General features: G+C 41.1%; 21 protein-coding genes. 14 read left to right on the forward strand and 7 right to left on the reverse strand.

Annotated features, from left to right (window positions below; translation table 11 throughout):
* Positions 1-3 precede the first annotated feature (3 nt).
* Both NMG48_RS00955 and NMG48_RS00960 read right to left on the reverse strand, forming a co-directional pair.
* Positions 4-1224 carry a DUF3293 domain-containing protein gene (locus NMG48_RS00955; protein WP_271253605.1) on the reverse strand — a complete coding sequence of 407 codons (1221 nt, stop codon included), beginning with the start codon at positions 1222-1224 and terminating at the stop codon, positions 4-6.
* Positions 1225-1242: 18 nt separating this feature from the next.
* The gene (locus NMG48_RS00960) at positions 1243-1545 is read right to left on the reverse strand and encodes a hypothetical protein (RefSeq protein WP_271253606.1); all 303 of its coding nucleotides are present in this window, start codon (positions 1543-1545) and stop codon (positions 1243-1245) included.
* A gap of 256 nt (positions 1546-1801) precedes the next feature.
* On the opposite strand from NMG48_RS00960, the gene NMG48_RS00965 reads away from it, so the two are divergent.
* From NMG48_RS00965 to NMG48_RS00980, 4 genes are all read left to right on the forward strand, one after another.
* Entirely contained in the window at positions 1802-2017 is a 216-nt protein-coding gene (locus NMG48_RS00965; protein WP_271253607.1) for a hypothetical protein, read from the forward strand.
* A 3-nt stretch (positions 2018-2020) separates the two neighbouring features.
* On the forward strand, positions 2021-2425 hold the full coding sequence (locus tag NMG48_RS00970) for a hypothetical protein (RefSeq protein ID WP_271253608.1): 405 nt from the start codon (positions 2021-2023) through the stop codon (positions 2423-2425).
* Between the two features lie 78 nt (positions 2426-2503).
* Complete coding sequence (locus NMG48_RS00975) at positions 2504-2782, forward strand: BrnT family toxin (RefSeq protein ID WP_271253609.1); 279 nt, start codon at positions 2504-2506, stop codon at positions 2780-2782.
* The gene (locus NMG48_RS00980) at positions 2745-3023 is read left to right on the forward strand and encodes a BrnA antitoxin family protein (RefSeq protein ID WP_271253610.1); all 279 of its coding nucleotides are present in this window, start codon (positions 2745-2747) and stop codon (positions 3021-3023) included. The genes NMG48_RS00975 and NMG48_RS00980 overlap by 38 nt, the downstream gene beginning before the upstream one ends.
* Before the next feature lie 85 nt (positions 3024-3108).
* Here the strand turns inward: NMG48_RS00980 and NMG48_RS00985 are convergent, their stop codons facing one another.
* Positions 3109-4023 carry a sulfite exporter TauE/SafE family protein gene (locus NMG48_RS00985; RefSeq protein WP_271253611.1) on the reverse strand — a complete coding sequence of 305 codons (915 nt, stop codon included), beginning with the start codon at positions 4021-4023 and terminating at the stop codon, positions 3109-3111.
* Positions 4024-4103: 80 nt separating this feature from the next.
* On the opposite strand from NMG48_RS00985, the gene rimI reads away from it, so the two are divergent.
* From rimI to NMG48_RS01000, 3 genes are all read left to right on the forward strand, one after another.
* Positions 4104-4643: a ribosomal protein S18-alanine N-acetyltransferase gene (gene rimI, locus NMG48_RS00990; protein WP_271253612.1), complete on the forward strand. Its 540-nt coding sequence runs from the start codon at positions 4104-4106 to the stop codon at positions 4641-4643.
* Between the two features lie 123 nt (positions 4644-4766).
* The gene (locus tag NMG48_RS00995; protein WP_271253613.1) at positions 4767-5363 is read left to right on the forward strand and encodes a hypothetical protein; all 597 of its coding nucleotides are present in this window, start codon (positions 4767-4769) and stop codon (positions 5361-5363) included.
* A gap of 182 nt (positions 5364-5545) precedes the next feature.
* Positions 5546-6859 (forward strand): peptidoglycan-binding domain-containing protein, encoded by a 1314-nt coding sequence (locus tag NMG48_RS01000; RefSeq protein WP_271253614.1) that lies wholly within the window; start codon positions 5546-5548, stop codon positions 6857-6859.
* 41 nt (positions 6860-6900) lie between these two features.
* Here the strand turns inward: NMG48_RS01000 and NMG48_RS01005 are convergent, their stop codons facing one another.
* Positions 6901-7479, reverse strand: a complete 579-nt coding sequence (locus NMG48_RS01005; protein ID WP_271253615.1) for an L-threonylcarbamoyladenylate synthase — start codon at positions 7477-7479, stop codon at positions 6901-6903.
* A 42-nt stretch (positions 7480-7521) separates the two neighbouring features.
* Entirely contained in the window at positions 7522-8097 is a 576-nt protein-coding gene (locus NMG48_RS01010) for a DUF2854 domain-containing protein (protein WP_271253616.1), read from the reverse strand.
* Positions 8098-8823: 726 nt separating this feature from the next.
* On the opposite strand from NMG48_RS01010, the gene rpoD reads away from it, so the two are divergent.
* Positions 8824-9987: an RNA polymerase sigma factor RpoD gene (rpoD, locus tag NMG48_RS01015; protein ID WP_412973768.1), complete on the forward strand. Its 1164-nt coding sequence runs from the start codon at positions 8824-8826 to the stop codon at positions 9985-9987.
* 24 nt (positions 9988-10011) lie between these two features.
* The gene (locus NMG48_RS01020) at positions 10012-10488 is read left to right on the forward strand and encodes a DUF29 domain-containing protein (RefSeq protein WP_271253617.1); all 477 of its coding nucleotides are present in this window, start codon (positions 10012-10014) and stop codon (positions 10486-10488) included.
* Positions 10489-10576: 88 nt separating this feature from the next.
* On the opposite strand, the gene NMG48_RS01025 is transcribed toward NMG48_RS01020, so the two are convergent.
* Entirely contained in the window at positions 10577-11677 is a 1101-nt protein-coding gene (locus NMG48_RS01025; protein WP_271253618.1) for a sensor histidine kinase, read from the reverse strand.
* Positions 11664-12368, reverse strand: coding sequence for a response regulator transcription factor (locus NMG48_RS01030; RefSeq protein ID WP_271253619.1), 705 nt, complete (start codon positions 12366-12368; stop codon positions 11664-11666). The genes NMG48_RS01025 and NMG48_RS01030 overlap by 14 nt, the downstream gene beginning before the upstream one ends.
* Before the next feature lie 210 nt (positions 12369-12578).
* Here NMG48_RS01030 and NMG48_RS01035 point away from each other — a divergent pair, with 210 nt between their 5' ends.
* The 5 genes from NMG48_RS01035 (at position 12579) to yidC (ending at position 16860) form a co-directional block, all read left to right on the forward strand.
* Positions 12579-14030, forward strand: a complete 1452-nt coding sequence (locus tag NMG48_RS01035) for a hypothetical protein (RefSeq protein WP_271253620.1) — start codon at positions 12579-12581, stop codon at positions 14028-14030.
* A gap of 471 nt (positions 14031-14501) precedes the next feature.
* A complete protein-coding gene (gene rpmH / locus NMG48_RS01040) occupies positions 14502-14642 on the forward strand; it encodes a 50S ribosomal protein L34 (protein WP_009626678.1) in 141 nt (46 codons plus the stop codon).
* Positions 14643-14700: 58 nt separating this feature from the next.
* Positions 14701-15051: a ribonuclease P protein component gene (gene rnpA / locus NMG48_RS01045; protein WP_271253621.1), complete on the forward strand. Its 351-nt coding sequence runs from the start codon at positions 14701-14703 to the stop codon at positions 15049-15051.
* On the forward strand, positions 15041-15439 hold the full coding sequence (locus tag NMG48_RS01050; protein WP_126386002.1) for a PH domain-containing protein: 399 nt from the start codon (positions 15041-15043) through the stop codon (positions 15437-15439). Before rnpA ends, NMG48_RS01050 begins: the two co-directional genes overlap by 11 nt.
* 113 nt (positions 15440-15552) lie before the next feature.
* Positions 15553-16860, forward strand: a complete 1308-nt coding sequence (yidC, locus tag NMG48_RS01055; protein ID WP_345961220.1) for a membrane protein insertase YidC — start codon at positions 15553-15555, stop codon at positions 16858-16860.
* Positions 16861-16900: the final 40 nt, after the last annotated feature.

Raw genomic sequence — 16900 nt, forward strand, 5'->3', positions numbered from 1 at the left:
TATTCAACGTTTACGAGGTAAATCTTTAACTTCATATTGATCTTTAGGATTAGTCGGAATAACACGAATATAGTCTTGATCAAGCTCAAAAACTGCCCTTTGTCCAAACATTTCTGCTAACTCACGAGCTTCATTTATACCAATACCTCCAACAGCAAAGCTATTCTGTTTCCAGTTTCCATCGGGAGATTGACCAACAACTTCTTCGTATTCCCACTTACCATCATTATTCTTTGAACAACGGCTATTGAGAATATCAAGCAGTGCGTTAGTTCTGATTTTGTTTTTGTCTTCTGAAAGCACTTCTCCTGATGGATTCGCAGCACTTATTATATAAATGGCTGGGGATGATAATAGATCTAGAGGCAAATCCACTATATTGGAACCAACCCAAAACTCCTCTTTCAACGTAACTATATGCGTACCTTCATAAGCTTTCCATAATTGCTCTCTGTAGTCATCTAATTTGGAAATAGCTGCTAACACATTGTTGATTTTCTCGTTGCGTTTAATAAGATCTTTTATATCTTTAGCAAACGAAAGTATATTTCGTCCATGAGCAAGCTCATCTCGAAGAGCAGCCATAGATCCTAGATGTTCTAATGTCACATCATATTTTTTTAAGTCATCCCGAAGATTTGATATACTAATTTCTTTTGGTTTATCGGAATACTCTTTAATTTTTTTAATTACATCTTTAAAATACTTAGGATCTCCATCAACTCCGTCTTTGGATGGGGAGTCAGTAGTAGGAATATTTGTATATGTACCCAACAATCTGCGAAGTCCAGATTCTATCATCAATAACTTTGCTAACAAATAGAAAGAAACTGCGGGTCTACCAAAATCCTCTAGAGTAACAATCCCCTGTAAGTCATTACCTGTACCGACAAAAAACCATCCTCTTTCACCTAGTTCTTTTAGTGCATCTTTAATAGACGCATCTTTCCCAACAAATTTACTTGGGTCTATTGGTTTCATACGACTTGCAATAGTTTCCCCTTCAGCATGAGCTTTGAGATCTTTTTCTCTATCAATAAAGAAAGATTTTTCGCCATCTTTTTTCACAGGAACAATATTAAAATCATTCGCCTTCATCCGAGCAAGTACTTCTACAGTAGGATCTTGTGAATCAACATATTGTAATTCTTCGCCCATCGTTGCAAAATGCTCAACATGAAGCGCATCTGCTAATTTTTCTAAGTCTTTAAAGTATCTGAACATAGTAGTAATCTCCAATAATTAATGAATATTATTTTCGTGAAGTAAATCTTCTAAGTCTTGCTGCATTAGTTGTGCAAGACTCTTGCTTGGCGTTTTCTCTATCTCGATTACGAGTTGTACTGCCTGTTGATGCCATTCTTTCTCCAGATTTGGGCAAGAAAACTCATCACGAGGTTTGTCTAGTCTCGCCATAGCCGCTACAAAGCCTGATTTTGCTGGCAAGTTGCGCTCAACTAGGCATTCAGCACCGCAGATGTTACATTCTAATGATTTATAAGCATTTGGCTCAGTAACAAAAAATCCATATCCTTGAGTTGCCATGTATTCCCCCTTAAATTGAGAGTAAAAATTGAAACATGACAATATAACTACAAATCCTCAAAATTATCTTGTATAGCAAGGAATATTTTTATATTTGATAACCATACACGAAATTCCAACAATTCAAAGAGTTAAGTTACTGTTCGATTGTTTTTGGTGAATAGATGATCGCTGTTTTGTAATGTCAATGGTGGGGCGATCGCATTTGATCAAGTTAAGCTAGAAACACAAGATTTCAGATTATGGAGACACCAACATGACATTAGCTGAAGTAATTCCAGCAGCACGGCGACTCAGTGCGATCGAAAAGCTCAAACTAATTCGTGTTCTAGTAGAAGACTTAGATATTGCTGAAGATATTGCACCAATAGAAGCATTTAAAACCTATGACCTGCCGACTCCTTACGATATGTTTGGTGCTGGTGCAATTTTAATGGAAACACTCAAACAGTCAGACACAACTCATCAATAATCTATGCGCTTTCAGTATTCCACCACTAGCCCAAGTCAAAACGAGTTTGATAGCCCCCCAAGAATTCCACTAACACTACAACAAGGCGATCGCGTATTTGATACAGTTGGCTTAGTTGATAGTGGCGCTACGATTAACGTCTTGCCCTATGAGATTGGTTTGCAATTAGGAAGTGTATGGGATGAGCGCAAGGCTATAGTTCGATTAACAGGTAATCTTGGTAATCAGCAAGCAATACCGTTTTCTTTAATCGCTCAAATTGGAGAATTTGAACCAGTCAAATTAGTGTTTGCTTGGACAAATAGCCCAAATGCTCCATTAATTCTTGGTCAAACCAACTTTTTTCTTGAATTTGATGTTTGCTTTTATCGTTCCAAGTCAGAGTTTGAAATTAAACCCAAATCTTGAATTATTAAGATCGCCTTATTTTGATTTTTGGTGAATAGGTGATAATGAAAACAATTAGTTTGATTAGCTATAACATTCATGCAGTTTGAGTGGGACGAAACAAAAAATCTTGAAAACATTCGTAAACATGAGATTGACTTTGTAGATATTCCCTCAATGTTTGATGGTGAAATGCTGATTGAGCTAGATAACCGCTTTGATTATGGTGAAGATCGCTGGTTTGGGATCGGTTTTCTCGGTCTTGGAATAGCGGTAGTAGTCTGGACAGAACGTAAAAACAACATCATCCGAATCATTTCTGCAAGAAGAGCCAACCGTCATGAACAGAGAAGATTTGAACAGTACCTCTCGTACTAACTGGGAAGCATTGAAGGCAATGTCAGATGAGGATATTGACTATTCAGATATTCCACCACTAACAGATGAATTTTTTGAACGTGCAACTTTACGCATTCCCGTAGATCAAGCTCAAAACTTAGTTCAACTAGATCCTGATGTAAAACAATGGTTTCAGAATCAAGGAGATCAGTATAAAACTCTGATTAATAGTGTGTTACGCCAATATATTGAAAACAGTAAAACTCAACAGTCCGCCTAAAGTTGTTCTAAATACTTTGATGGATAGGCGATCGCCTTATCTTGATTTTTGGTGAATAGGCGATCGCCTTAAGACTTATTCCTAACTACAGGATATTTAAAAACAGACTTCTTTGTTGCCATAGCATCCATGAGCCACCAAGTCCCATAAAAGCAAGAACAACTTGGCGGAACTGTTGAGGACTCATGCGATTAAGGAGATATTTGCCAATGAGGTTCGCAGGTATTGCGGCTAAGCCGATCGCTAATCCTGCGACAATTTGTTCCTTTGACATGGCGGCTAACGCACCGTAGGTGATGATTTTCACGACATGGATAATTGTCATATGAGTTGCTTTAGTGGCTAGCATTTTCTCCTTGACCAATCCATAGCCTAGATAAAAAGGATTTAAGACGGGGCCAGTAGTGCCGACTAAACCTGATACATAAGCCTTGAGGAAACCCGCAGGCATAATGTGCCAAGCCTGAAGTTTAAATTTGGGTTTTACTTCTTGAGGAATTAAATCTGATTTTTCAAGAGCGCTTAATTCACTTAATTCACCTAGCTGATTGATTTCGATCAGTTCTTCTATCTCTTCTAACTCCTTGGAATCATCGACCAGTTTGATCTGTTTTGCCTGATCCTCAGCAACGGTTTTTTCGGGACTTTTTTCTAGTTCAAATAAAACAGCACTCACAATTAGGAATATTGCAATCACGATTTGCAACCAATCGAGATGGATTTGGGTAAAGGTATAGGCTCCCAAAATTGCCCCTGCGATCGCCCCCGGTGCATACCAAGCTGTCAAAACCCAGTCAATATCTCGCCAAAACAGTAAAACTCGGTGGGCGTTACCAAAAAACATACCGATCGTGATTACAGGTGGAACGGCGGCAGCTCCCATGAGCAGGTTAACTAGAGGAATTAGGATGAAGGGACTACCCCCACCTGCCAAAGTGCTAACAATCCAAGCAAAAAAGCTAACCACGCTGAGATATACAATTGGCATGAGTTCTGACATTGATCGATAATCCGTTGGTATCAGGCTAGTTACGGCACTTTATGCCGCAAATCCTATGAATGTTTAGATAATTACAACACATGAGCCTATCGACCCGAATCTATCTAAGTGAGATTGATCAAAAATTTTTAGCGCAGTTAAGGGCTATTGATTGTGCGTGCCTAGGTGATTTTTGGAGTTTAGAAGCTTATCAACGTGAAATCGATAACCCTAGTAGTTGCGTACTCGGCTTAACAACGGAAAATCATGAATTACTTGGTTTTGGTTGCCTTTGGGCTGTTATGGAAGAAGCGCATATTACGGTTTTAGCGGTACGTCCCGAATATCAAGGTCAAGGTTTCGGAAAGTCTCTAGTTTGGGGCTTACTTAAAAAGGCTCGCGATCGCCATTTGGAATGGGCAACCCTCGAAGTCCGCGAGTCCAATCACATAGCGATCGCCTTATATCAAAGCTTTGGATTTCAAGAAATCGGTAGAAGACCTAAATATTACGAAATGACAGGTGAAGATGCTTTGATGCTATGGCGCAAAGGAATACATACCCAAGAGTTTGGGATATTGCTAGAGCATTGGCATGAGTCAATATCTTTCAATTTGTTAGCTAAAGGCTGGGATTTATAAAGGTATTAACAAGTCATTGCACTAAGTAAGGCAACTCGTAAGGCTGCTCAAAAAAATTATCTAGGCATTGCTATAGAATTAATTTAGGTTTAAGAACTATCAAGGTTTAAAGGGTTAAGATTTATGAAGATGCCCGACTGGACAAAGAAAGCTATCGGCTTGGTGATTGCTAGTCTAGGACTATGGAATGTGGCGATCGCTAGCACTAATGCCCAAGCAGGCAACGTTCTCGTTTATGTCGCAGGCAATAATCCTGTAACTCTCAATATTGCAAGGCAAGTGGTCACTAATCCTGTAGTGGCTTTAGTAAATGGACAGACTTCGATTGTGGCAGGAGCATTTGATCCTTCGACCGCAGATTTTGTGACCAGAGAACTGCAACGGCGTGGTGTTGCTGCCCAGCAAACTTCTTCTGCCAATTACCAAGTTAGCCAAAATCCTAATACTTCGCCTTATGTAACATTGCCAAGCTATCTCCCTACCAATCTTTCCAACACGAATAACTTGGCTCAATATCGCTACGTTACCGCAGTACCAATGGGAGCAGGAGGAGCAGGGGTTTTAGCACAGGTACAAAGTTTGATTCCTAACGCATTTATTGCGAAATCAGGTCGTGGTGATTACATTTATGCTGGTGGCTATACCAATCGTGATGCAGCCGAGGCATTGAAACATTTCTTGCGATCGCAGGGAATAGATGCCCGTGTGATTTATTTTTAAATGCAGAAGTTAAAGGAACGGGCGTTCGATAAAGCCATTTGCGCGGCGCGAAGCGCCGCGCAAATGGCTTTATCGAGTGAAGTTAAAGGAAGAAGATGGTTAGCTTTCGACAATACCTACTTCTGAGTTTGCTAGACTTTGAGCCAATCGCGAACTATTAATTTGAGAAAATTGGGCTAATTATGGACGCAATATTAAGACAAGGTAGTAAGGGTAATGCTGTAGCTGAGTTACAGCAAATTCTTCAGGTTAAAGGATTTTATACTGGCAAAATCGATGGTGATTTTGGGGCTGGTACTGCCAACGCGGTTTTAAAATTTCAAAAAGCTAATGGTCTAACGGCTGATGGCATTGTGGGTAATGCTAGCTGGGCAAAATTGCGAGCATCTAGCCCATTACCAAGTACTCCTCAACCTGCTCCGCCTTCTGCCCAATTATTACCAACTTTATTACCAGGGTCGCAAGGTCAAGCTGTAGCTCAAGCCCAACAACTTCTCAAGGCAAAGGGCTATTACCAAGGTCGCATTGATGGTGATTTTGGCGTAGGCACAAGGGATGCGATCGCGGCTTTTCAACGTGCCAATGGTTTAACTGTTGATGGCAAAGTGGGCGCACAAACATGGCAAAAATTACAAGCACCTGCGATCGCTGATGTTACACCTTCGCCATCTACAACTCCACCAACTGAGGTAGTGATTGTTCGTCCACCAGATATAACACCCTCACCTACACCTGCAACCCCATCTCCATCACCTAATCCTACTCCTACTCCTCCATCCTCAGTCTTTGTCCCTACGCCGACAGCTTCTCCAGATACCAGCCCTTCACCTGCGATTCCAGCAGCAAGCGCTATTAGTTTAGTTGATGCTGCTAATAGCTATAGCCGTGGCAAATTACCGAATCAAACCGTGGCTATTAATAATTTGCAAGCGAATATTTCAGGTGAAATATTGCAGCAATTTTTGCAACGTTGGCAAGTTGCCTCTGGTCAAGCAAATACTGTGGCATCTTTGCAGGAAGCTCTTAGTGGTTATAACAGTAGCCAAATGCTTAATCAAAATCTCGCTTTACAGTGGTTACAAAGTCAACTACTACCCCAAACCCTTGATCAGTTTCGCCAAGACTGGTCAAATCTGAACGTTGCTGTAGGCACAGTAGGTACACCATTTACCCCATCTCCTCAACCCAGCACCCAGCCCACAAATACACTCCCACTGCTCAATCTAACGGATGCCGTCAAGGTTTATAAGCGTAGTGCTAGTCAAGTAACTGCCCTAGAAAATCTCCAAGCTGCTATACCTGATCAAACCTTGCAACAATTTTTCCAACGTTGGTCAACGGCTTCCGAGCAAAGTGCGATCGCCATTTCTTTGTTAGATGTTTTCCAAGACTACAACAGCCAGCAATTTCCGAGTCAAGTTACTGCCTTGCAATGGCTAGAAAAGGAATTGACCACTGCTCAGTTAGAGAATTTCTCACGAGATTGGCAAGCTTAAAAAAGGGGGACGCTAAGCGTCCCCCCTTTTTGCATTTGTTTTTAAAACTTAATTGCCCCTTGCCGACGAACTAACCACCCCCCTTGTGTCCATTCCACGACTGTCGATGGCAAACCACTTCCTATTGGCTCAGCAATATCGATCCCATCACCTAAAGTCCATACATTTGGGAAATTAGTAGCTATTTCTAGCATTTCGCGTAAGGGGGGCTGATTACTTTTATTGGCACTAGTAGTCAGCATGGCTCCTGTTTGCTGCAAAATTGCGATCGCAATTTTACTATCAGGAATTCTGATACCTAAAGTTGTAAAGCCTTGATTTAACTTTGCGCCGCGATCGCTAGCAGGCAAAACCAAAGTTACGGCTCCCGCAAAATATTTCTCAGCAGTTTGTTCCCAAATTTCTAAAGCGGGATGTCCAATATCAATAAATGGTAAAAACTCCTGCCAACTCGATGCCATCAAGATCAATGGCTTATCAGGCGATCGCTGCTTGAGAGTAAAAATATCGGTACTGCGATCGGGGCGTACCGCCAAAGCAGGTACAGTATCAGTCGGAAAGCTAACTAACTGCCCCGATCTCGCACCTGCAATTAAAGCTGCTAAAGATACTAAACCCATTAGTTTTGTTGCATTGTTAATTGGTAATTGTTGATTGAAAAGCTAATCAGCTACATTCTGGGAAATCAACCGCAGATCAACTTCTTTATTGGCGAGTTCAGAAACAGTAGCCACAATTCCAGGACCAAAAAATCGCGTTAACTTATCTTGTTTTTCTTGCCAAACCTCAAAGCCCATTAGAGGAGATTGAAATCGCAAAACTAAACTGTAGGCTCCCTTAGTTTCTTCAGCTTGGGAAATCTCTTCATAAATACCAATCAAGAGAGGACGTTCTTCATCGGTAGGTCGCATTCCCAATTTTTCTAAAACTTCATCTAAATGTGCCTTAATCCCATAGCGATAGCGAGTAACATCCTTGCGTAACTGCTTTTGGGTTGATGTTTCTTGCAACTTACGGACAGCCAAAACATCCTCAGATTCAGGCACAATCACGGGTATGGGGGCTACCTCCGATGATTTAAAAGCAAATCCTCCCAAGAGAATCGGAAAACCATAGAAAAATCCAATCAGATTTAAGGTTGAATTTCCCTTAGAGTAAGCCCAAAAACCAACTACAAACAGGATTCCGCCAACAAATAAGCCAATTGAAGCGAGGGATATTTTATTAAGCTTAAGCATAATCAAAAATTAATAATACTTAATAAATGTATCTGAGTTTTTGCAAAATATAGTGATCCCTAGGGAATAGGTAATGAATATTGGTGGTTGGTACTATCAGCGATCGCTATCTGATATCTATGTGTTTCGAGTCAATATTAAGTAGTTGAGTGCAATTAAATATAAAAAAGCAAAGCCTGTAGCGCAAGCTGCGCTTGCGCTACAGGCTTTGCTTCTGGTTGTTAATTATGCCAAGCTACTTAGCAACTTGTGTAAAAGTAAAACTTTGGAGAATGTCGCGAAGCGATGTAATCCTAGAGGGTTTGGAGAAGAACACTTTTCCACAAACAAAAAATCTACAAATAATTGAGGACTGCGATAAATTTATTTGATAATCACTAAAATTCTTTCAAAAGTAAACAGAGCATCGCTAGACTATAAATATATAAGTAGGAATTACAACACTAGTCAGACAACTTTTAAGTATTAGGGATGTGCAGTAAAATAAAGAACCGTTTTTTGTAATGTGGCTTTGTCACACCACAGAAATTCTGACTCTTTATAAAAATCGCAGAAGCCTTATGAACTAACTTTTAGAAGTTGTTTGCATGATTCTTAAGTAGCTACAATCACCATTTTTGTGTTTGTCAAGCTACAATCATCTAGGTGTAAATCCCCGTAGACACAAGTTTTAGACAGTACGGATCTGAGGAATCTGGCATGAGCAAAGCAGCCATCGACCTACCTATTGACATCAAGTTGCCTATTGGCAAGCTTGGCGCAAATCTTGAAGAAATTGAAGAAGACCTTGAAGACTTAGATGATGATATCGATCTTGATAAGGACGACTTAATTGATGACTCAGACGAAGACCCTGATCTTGATGACGATCCCGACAAAGCTGGCAAATTAAAGGGGGCTAAGGGGAAAAGAGCCAGTCAAACCAAGAAAAAGCACTTTACCGAAGACTCTATCCGTCTCTATTTGCAAGAAATCGGTCGAATTCGTTTGCTTAGAGCCGATGAAGAGATCGAGCTAGCGCGTAAAATTGCCGATTTGCTGGAACTAGAGCTAAAGCGTGAAGAAATAGCTACCGAAATCGATTGCCATCCCGATGATGTCAGAGAGCCTGATTGGGCTGTCAAGATGGGTATGCCCCTTGGCGAATTTCGCAAGCGTCTCCACTCTGGTCGCCGTGCCAAAGACAAAATGGTGCAGTCGAACCTACGTCTAGTCGTATCGATCGCCAAAAAATATATGAATCGTGGCTTGTCCTTCCAAGACTTGATCCAAGAGGGCAGTTTAGGTTTGATCCGTGCCGCCGAGAAGTTTGACCATGAAAAGGGTTATAAATTCTCAACCTATGCGACATGGTGGATTCGTCAGGCAATCACCCGTGCGATCGCCGATCAATCCCGTACAATTCGTCTTCCTGTCCACCTTTACGAAACTATTTCGCGAATTAAGAAAACTACCAAGTTACTTTCTCAAGAAATGGGACGTAAGCCTACCGAGGAAGAAATTGCCACGCGGATGGAGATGACAATCGAAAAGCTCCGCTTTATCGCCAAATCTGCCCAGTTGCCGATCTCTCTCGAAACCCCCATCGGTAAGGAAGAAGACTCTCGTCTCGGTGACTTCATTGAGTCCGAAGGTGAAACCCCTGACGATCAAGTTGCTAAGAGCCTTTTACGTGAAGATCTTGAAAGCGTTTTAGGAACTCTCAGCCCTAGAGAACGGGACGTACTGCGACTGCGCTACGGCTTAGACGATGGACGAATGAAGACCCTCGAAGAAATTGGACAAATCTTTAACGTTACCCGCGAACGTATCCGTCAAATCGAAGCTAAGGCTCTCCGTAAGTTGCGCCATCCCAACCGTAATAGTGTTTTAAAAGAATACATTCGTTAATTCGTTCGCTGTTGAGTATCTGCTATGACTCAAGCCTTACCCAAACCTTCTAAAACCTCTCTCTACGATCACGATCTTCATCTTTGGTTAGAAGAGGCGATCGCCCAGTTAAAAGCTGGTGATTTTCAAAGCCTTGATATTGAAAATTTAGTGGAGGAGTTAGAAGGTTTGGCTGGTAGGGATAGACGAGAGATAAAGCAAAGATTGACTACGCTAATTGAGCATTTGCTGAAGCGTTGCTATGTCAAAAGTGAGTATGACTATGCAGGGTGGGTAGAAACCATTGACAGAACACGCAATGCGCTTAGAGATATTCTCAAGCAGTCACCGAGTTTAAAAAATTATGCTAGTAGTCCTGAGTTATTTCAGGATGCTTTTGATGATGCTTTACGCATAGTTAGAAGAAATATAGGTTATAAGTCTGTAAATTTTCCTGATACATGGGAATTTAGTCGAGATATCGACTCATTGTTAACTATTGATTTCTGGGAAAATAGTTGAATAAGGATCTCAAGAAAAATTGGAGCTGAGCATTGCTCAAGGCACTCGACATTTTTAAAAGCGATCACTTTGAATAATTCAGATTTAATTAACTAGGCAGGCAAAAACGAAAGATACTACCTTCATTAAGTTGACTTGCTACTTCAATCTCGCCGCCCTGTAATTCTACTAAGCATTTAGTAATCGCTAAACCAATACCAGTCCCTCCTGAACGTCGCGATCGCGCCTTATCGGCTCTCCAAAAACGGGCAAATACATGGGGCAAATCTTCGGACGCAATACCAATACCTGTGTCTTGGACTTCAATCCAAACTCGATGATCGCGGTCATAGGTACGCACAATAATTTTGCCAACTTCAGTATATTGGATGGCATTTCCAATTAAATTAACTAAAACTTGTTCTAAACAATCGCGATCGCCAATTACACTAACCGCCTTAGAGTTATATTCTAAAAACAGTTCTATATCCTCAACTAACTGCTCGGCAAACCTTTCCACCAACATTGACAAAATTGGCTTAAGGGCGATCGCTTCTAGCTTTACAGCAATAGTTCCCGCCTGCGCCTTTGATAGCTCTTGCAGATTATTCACCAATCTTTCCAAACGCCGATTTTCTTGAATTAGACTTTGAAATAGTTCGGGTGAAGGTTCAGATTTTCCATCTAGCAAACGCTCAAGATATCCTCTCGTCACAGTTAGCGGCGTTCGCAACTCATGGGTCATATCACTAATCAACTCACTCCGCTTCTGTTCTGAGTCCTCCAAACTCCGCGCCATCAGATTAAAGCTTTGACTCACATAATCGAGTTCAGGAATATCATTACTAGGTATGCGTACTTTGAAATTTCCTTCCCGAAACTCCTGCATCACTGTCGTAATTTTTTGTAAAGGATGACGAATGCGCCGCGCCACTAGATAACTCAAACCAAATGCTCCGATCGCCCCTAAAGCGATCGAAATCGTCATACTTTTTCCCCAAGAATGATGAAACTCTTGCGTAATTAGCTTCTGCTCGGTCTGCGAATCAATATCTAGCAAACCCTTATTTTGCATTTCCTGAACTTTGCGATCGAACAACAATGGATTAATTGAAACCCCACTCAAAGCAACAATCACCATACTTAGCACAACCACTAATAAATGGGAAACTAATAGCCTTGTTCGTAAACTCGGTTTAGCCATCATCATCCTCAAACTTATAGCCCACACCACTCACAGTCTTGATAAAAGTTGGTTTACTACTATCAAACTCCACCTTCTTTCGCAATCTTGCCACATGACTATCGACGACCCGATCTTCACCAAAAAAATCATCACCCCATAGTTTCTCAATCAGTTGGGCGCGACTCCAAACCCGATTCGGATAACTCAAAAAAGTTGACAATAACTTGAATTCAATTATCGTTAAATCTAGAAGTTCCGAATTTCCCCCATATAAACGAGTCACAGTTCGCCGATCTAAATCGATCGCAAAATGCTGTGTTCGATAAATTTGAACTGGCTCTAAGTGACGCAAACTACGACGTAAGACCGCGCGCACCCTAGCTATCAGTTCCCTCGGACTAAAGGGCTTCACCATATAGTCATCTACACCCGTAGATAATCCAATAATGCGATCGATCTCTTCACCTTTAGCCGTCAGCATAATAATGTAGGGATCTTTAATAGATTTATTTTGTCTGATACGCGAACAAATCTCTAAACCATCAAACCCCGGCAACATTCGATCTAACACAATCAGATCAGGCTGTGTCTTCTGCACTAAGTCTAATGCCACTATCCCGTTATCAACTGATTGACAAGTAAAGTTTTCCTCTTCTAAGGTCTGCTGAATGAGATGCCGAATCTCTGAGTCATCCTCAACGATTAAAATCTTCATTAATTACTTGTTTAGCAACGCCCCATATTTTACAAGAAACTCACTAACATCAATTCATCTCAAGTTTTTTATGCCTTGACACAAAAATGACATAACTCTAGCAAACCCTCGACATATCTCTTTTATAGATTAGTTACATCGAAAAGCAAAGGCAAGGCAACCCCGAACCTCAAGCCAATCAAAGACTAATTAATTCAAGGAGATAAAGACATGAGCATATTTAGCAAAGTGTTTAAGGTGGTTTCTGATGCAGTTTCCCAAAAAGTCGACACAGCTATTAGCATCATCAAACTACCACTTGATGTGATCAGTATCCGCGAACCTCAGGATGCAGCGCGTCTAATAATAGATGCAGCAAACAGATACACACAGACCGTTATTACTCCCTACAAAATTATTGCGGACACAATTAATATTGTGAAACCCATGGAAACTAACTCAATTTCTTCTTGGGAAAATCGCGAGATAAAAAAAGATGCCAAGACTTACATCGTAATTCATGGATTCCAGAGTGGTGCTAATGAACAGTGGGTAAAAGATATTGAGTCAGGGCTAGCAAAGAAAGACCCCTCGGCAAACATCCTTGCCCTTGACTGGCTCAATGGTGGCAATTTCATGAAGAAGTTGGTTAATAAGGAATATACCAATGCCGCAGACATGACCGCCGAAGCAGGAAAGTATCTTGCCCAGTATCTTAAAGACAAAGGGCTTGATCCTAGCAATATCACTTTAATTGGACATAGCTTGGGCGCTCATGTCGCAGGTATTGCTGGAAAAGAATATCAGAATTTGACGAAAACCAAGTTAGGCGAAATTCTTGCCCTTGATCCCGCAGGTGTTGAGAATGGCACCAATTTGATGTGGGATGGACTCAGAAACTCTTCGGCAAATCGCGTTGTCTCCCTACACACAAGCCGCATTTTTGGGACTCAGATCGAAAAATCATCAGATCCTCGTAATGCTAGATTGGCAGACCTAGATATTCATATCAATCCGTATGATCGTTATCAACCCAATTCAAAAAGCCCTATTGATAATCACAGCTATCCTCAAGAATTATTGGTCAAACTTCTCAATGGCGAAAGCTTCAAACAGGCTGATGGTTCAATCTTTAATTTAGATTCTCTCAAAAATTGGAAAGGCAATAAAGAGATTATGACCAAAAGCTCTACCCCTGATTTTTTACTTTCCAATGCACCAGACAGACTTATATCACAGTCCGAGAATTCTCCAACCGAACTTTATGCAATTCAGCCAAACTTCGCTCAAGAGTTTAATTGGATAGGGCAAGGCGGCATAAACGATGCTGAACCCGTAGAACATTCCAATTTCTATACCAATGCAGCTAACTCTTTGCAATCTGAAATGAATAGCTTTCTGGGGGGACAAGGTAATGCGCATCTTCTTGTTTCTGAGAAAAGGGTAGATTACTTTCAAAATTCCAGTGTCTTTAACAACAGTTCACCTTTCGATACCTCTTATCAAAGTAGCAATAATGCTCTTGATGTGAATACTTCTAACAGTTCTTTTAGTATGGGTAGTCTGACTCAAGTAAGTCCAATGACAATGAATGCAAATATATTGATCAATGACCAAGTTATAAGTGATGTATTTAGTACACAATCCAATCCTGAATTCATAAACTTCACTAAATCTTTATAAACAGCTACGCAAGGGTAGGTGGCACAAAGTGTCTTCTACCCTTACTTAATGCGAGGTCGGAATAATTTGAAATGGGCTTTGAGAGAGAGTTTGATACGCAAACCCTCTCTCAAAGCCCAAAAGTAAAAGCCTTGCTACGCAAGGCTTTTACTTTTGGGCTTTTAAAATTTGCCAGCTTAATCCGAACTGACGTTACTTAGACGTTACTTATTAGTATGTATCTGATGTTACGGTAAGGTTGATATTTCCCCTGTGCTCACTTTAATTGAATGGTTTCCCGATCGTTTAGGTATAGGAACAAGGATGGCGATCATGGGAGTTCTTTTTGGTGGTGCAATTACCTCCAAGTAATGGCAGTAGCTCTCAAATGTTACCTTAGTAATTGTTAGCAAATGGCTAAACACAGGTGTTATAATTAAAAGCCTGTGAAAAAATTGACATCCTTTGAAACTAAATAAGTAAGTAACGGTTATGACAAAACGTACTCTACGCGGTAGTGTCCGCAAAAAGAAACGCACCTCTGGATTTCGCGCCAGAATGGAATCCCCCACAGGTCGCCGTGTCATCAAAGCTCGCCGCAGTAGAGGCAGAGTTCGCTTGACAACCGTATAATTATTCAGATTTAATTCGCAAACCTATTCGTACTTAACTTGTACTTGTTAATTTTCTAGTGCTTCCTAATCAAAACCGTCTGCGACGGCGAGAGGATTTCGCAAAGGTATATGCCAATGGCGATCGCTACAGAGGCACGTACTTAAATCTGAGAATTCTTTTTGATAGTAATGCCGAATTCACCAAGATTGGCATTGTTGTCAGTAAAAAAGTCAGCAAGTTGGCGGTAAGCCGTAATCGATTTAAGCGCCAACTTCGCGCAATTTTTCGACAACTTCTGTCACAATTGAAAAATAGATTACAAATTGTTGTAACAGTTATTGCTTCTCAAAGCAAACCAAGTTATCAACAGCTTTGTGATGATCTCAAGAATTTATTAGCAAAGGCGAAGGTTTTGCATGGCAGTTAATGAGGAAGTTTATTACGAAGGCGCACCTCACATCGGCGATCTAATTATTAGCTTGCTGATGAGTATTTTTGTGATCACAATTCCCTTTGGCATTGCTGCGATCGCAAGGGCGCTATGGGTACGTTATCGCATCACCAACCGACGCATTACCGTTACAGGTGGATGGAGAGGTCAAACTCGCACAGATGTTGTGTATGCAGAAATTGCCAAAATTGTCACCGTTCCCCGTGGCTTAGGCAGTTGGGGCGATATGGTATTGACCCTCAAAGATGGTTCACGCCTTGAATTAAAATCTTTGCCTAAGTTTCGTGAAACATACGAATATATCGAATCAAAGCTAAGCCTGAAAGCACAAGACAGAAGTGGTGCGATCGGTAGCAAAGCCTAAAATATTCAAGGATCGCCCTAGAAAATAAGCTCTTAGGCGATCCTAATTTTAATGAGTGATAGCTGATCACTTAGTAGTCACTTTTAGATGCAAACTCAACAGTAAAGTAGAAAATGGATTTCGGTGTAGGTTTTCTTTCCAACAACATAATGTTGCCTTTCCTAGATTTTTTCTACGGCATCGTGCCGAGCTATGGACTGGCAATTATTGCTTTGACGTTGGTTGTACGTTTTGCGTTGTTTCCCGTTAGCGCTAATCAGCTTCGCAGTATGCGTCGCATGAAAATCGCTAACCCCGTGATGCAACAAAGAATCAAAGAAGTGCAAGAGCGTTACAAGAGCGATCCTGCCAAACAGCAAGAGGAGCTAGCCAAAGTAAACTCGGCAAACTTCAAAGAATTTGGTAATCCTTTGTCGGGATGCCTACCTGCGATCGTGCAATTGCCAATTCTCTTTGCTTTGTTTGCAACTCTAAGGGGATCGCCCTTTGCAGACATTAACTATTCGCTAAACTTCCAAATAGCTGCTCCTGCGGAAAATCAGGCGCAGATTATCCATCAGCCTTTTACTTCGCCTAGCCAAAACGTTTACTTTGCCGATCGCGTACATTATCCGATTCTGGCGACTGCTTTAAATGGTACAAACTTGGCGATCGGTGAGCAATCGAAAATTGTTTTACAAACTTCTCAAGGTCAAGATTTCACCGCATTATCTGCTGAGTATCCAGACGTAGATCTTACTCCTCATTGGAAAGTTACTAAAGGACAAGACTTAGTAGAGGTTTTAGCCGATGGAACCGTAGTCGCCAAGCAAGCTGGTGATGTCACTGTTCAAGCGACTGTACCGGGCTTAGCTGCCAATAAAGGATTTCTCTTTATCAAAGCACTTGGTAAAACTGGTGTAACTAATGCTGATGGCAGTATTAATTGGGACATTGTCATCATGGTTTTGGGCTTTGGCGTGAGTCTTTATGCCAATCAAAATATCTCTGGTGGTTCTACGCCTAAATCCAGCAATCCCAGCCCTGAGTCTTCCCAGCAAGACACCATGAACAAACTCACACCAATTATTTTCTCTGGTATGTTTTTGTTTTTCCCCTTGCCATCTGGTGTAATGCTCTATATGTTGATTGCAAACATTTTTCAGACATTACAAGCATTTATTGTGGCTAAAGAACCACTGCCAGAAAATCTGCAAAAGTTAGTTGCGGTTTCGGCAAATGAGGCTCCTGCGAGTAAAGCTAAAGCTGATCCCAAAGCAATCACTCCTAGCAAAGCCGAGTCTAGCAAAATCCCCTTCGATGCTAAAGCTAAAAATACAACTGTAGTAGATGACAAGACTAAAGGTGCCAAGCCGCCAACTAAATCAGCTCTACCCTTTGAACCCAACTCTAATTCTTCTAAGAAAAAGAAAAAGAACTAGACTATAGGTTGCCAATCACCACATAGTTGGAAAGATAAAC

The sequence above is a fragment of the Pseudanabaena sp. Chao 1811 genome (assembly GCF_027942295.1).
In the GTDB taxonomy this organism is placed as follows: Bacteria; Cyanobacteriota; Cyanobacteriia; order Pseudanabaenales; family Pseudanabaenaceae; genus Pseudanabaena.

Excerpts from the sequence above, each read along its gene's own strand:
- NMG48_RS00955 (WP_271253605.1), bottom strand. The coding sequence starts at position 1,224 with ATGTTCAGATACTTTAAAGACTTAGAAAAATTAGCAGATGCGCTTCAT.
- NMG48_RS00960 (WP_271253606.1), bottom strand. The coding sequence starts at position 1,545 with ATGGCAACTCAAGGATATGGATTTTTTGTTACTGAGCCAAATGCTTAT.
- NMG48_RS00965 (WP_271253607.1), top strand. The coding sequence starts at position 1,802 with ATGACATTAGCTGAAGTAATTCCAGCAGCACGGCGACTCAGTGCGATC.
- NMG48_RS00970 (WP_271253608.1), top strand. The coding sequence starts at position 2,021 with ATGCGCTTTCAGTATTCCACCACTAGCCCAAGTCAAAACGAGTTTGAT.
- NMG48_RS00975 (WP_271253609.1), top strand. The coding sequence starts at position 2,504 with ATGCAGTTTGAGTGGGACGAAACAAAAAATCTTGAAAACATTCGTAAA.
- NMG48_RS00980 (WP_271253610.1), top strand. The coding sequence starts at position 2,745 with ATGAACAGAGAAGATTTGAACAGTACCTCTCGTACTAACTGGGAAGCA.
- NMG48_RS00985 (WP_271253611.1), bottom strand. The coding sequence starts at position 4,023 with ATGTCAGAACTCATGCCAATTGTATATCTCAGCGTGGTTAGCTTTTTT.
- rimI (WP_271253612.1), top strand. The coding sequence starts at position 4,104 with ATGAGCCTATCGACCCGAATCTATCTAAGTGAGATTGATCAAAAATTT.
- NMG48_RS00995 (WP_271253613.1), top strand. The coding sequence starts at position 4,767 with ATGAAGATGCCCGACTGGACAAAGAAAGCTATCGGCTTGGTGATTGCT.
- NMG48_RS01000 (WP_271253614.1), top strand. The coding sequence starts at position 5,546 with ATGGACGCAATATTAAGACAAGGTAGTAAGGGTAATGCTGTAGCTGAG.
- NMG48_RS01005 (WP_271253615.1), bottom strand. The coding sequence starts at position 7,479 with ATGGGTTTAGTATCTTTAGCAGCTTTAATTGCAGGTGCGAGATCGGGG.
- NMG48_RS01010 (WP_271253616.1), bottom strand. The coding sequence starts at position 8,097 with ATGCTTAAGCTTAATAAAATATCCCTCGCTTCAATTGGCTTATTTGTT.
- NMG48_RS01020 (WP_271253617.1), top strand. The coding sequence starts at position 10,012 with ATGACTCAAGCCTTACCCAAACCTTCTAAAACCTCTCTCTACGATCAC.
- NMG48_RS01025 (WP_271253618.1), bottom strand. The coding sequence starts at position 11,677 with ATGATGATGGCTAAACCGAGTTTACGAACAAGGCTATTAGTTTCCCAT.
- NMG48_RS01030 (WP_271253619.1), bottom strand. The coding sequence starts at position 12,368 with ATGAAGATTTTAATCGTTGAGGATGACTCAGAGATTCGGCATCTCATT.
- NMG48_RS01035 (WP_271253620.1), top strand. The coding sequence starts at position 12,579 with ATGAGCATATTTAGCAAAGTGTTTAAGGTGGTTTCTGATGCAGTTTCC.
- rpmH (WP_009626678.1), top strand. The coding sequence starts at position 14,502 with ATGACAAAACGTACTCTACGCGGTAGTGTCCGCAAAAAGAAACGCACC.
- NMG48_RS01050 (WP_126386002.1), top strand. The coding sequence starts at position 15,041 with ATGGCAGTTAATGAGGAAGTTTATTACGAAGGCGCACCTCACATCGGC.
- yidC (WP_345961220.1), top strand. The coding sequence starts at position 15,553 with ATGGATTTCGGTGTAGGTTTTCTTTCCAACAACATAATGTTGCCTTTC.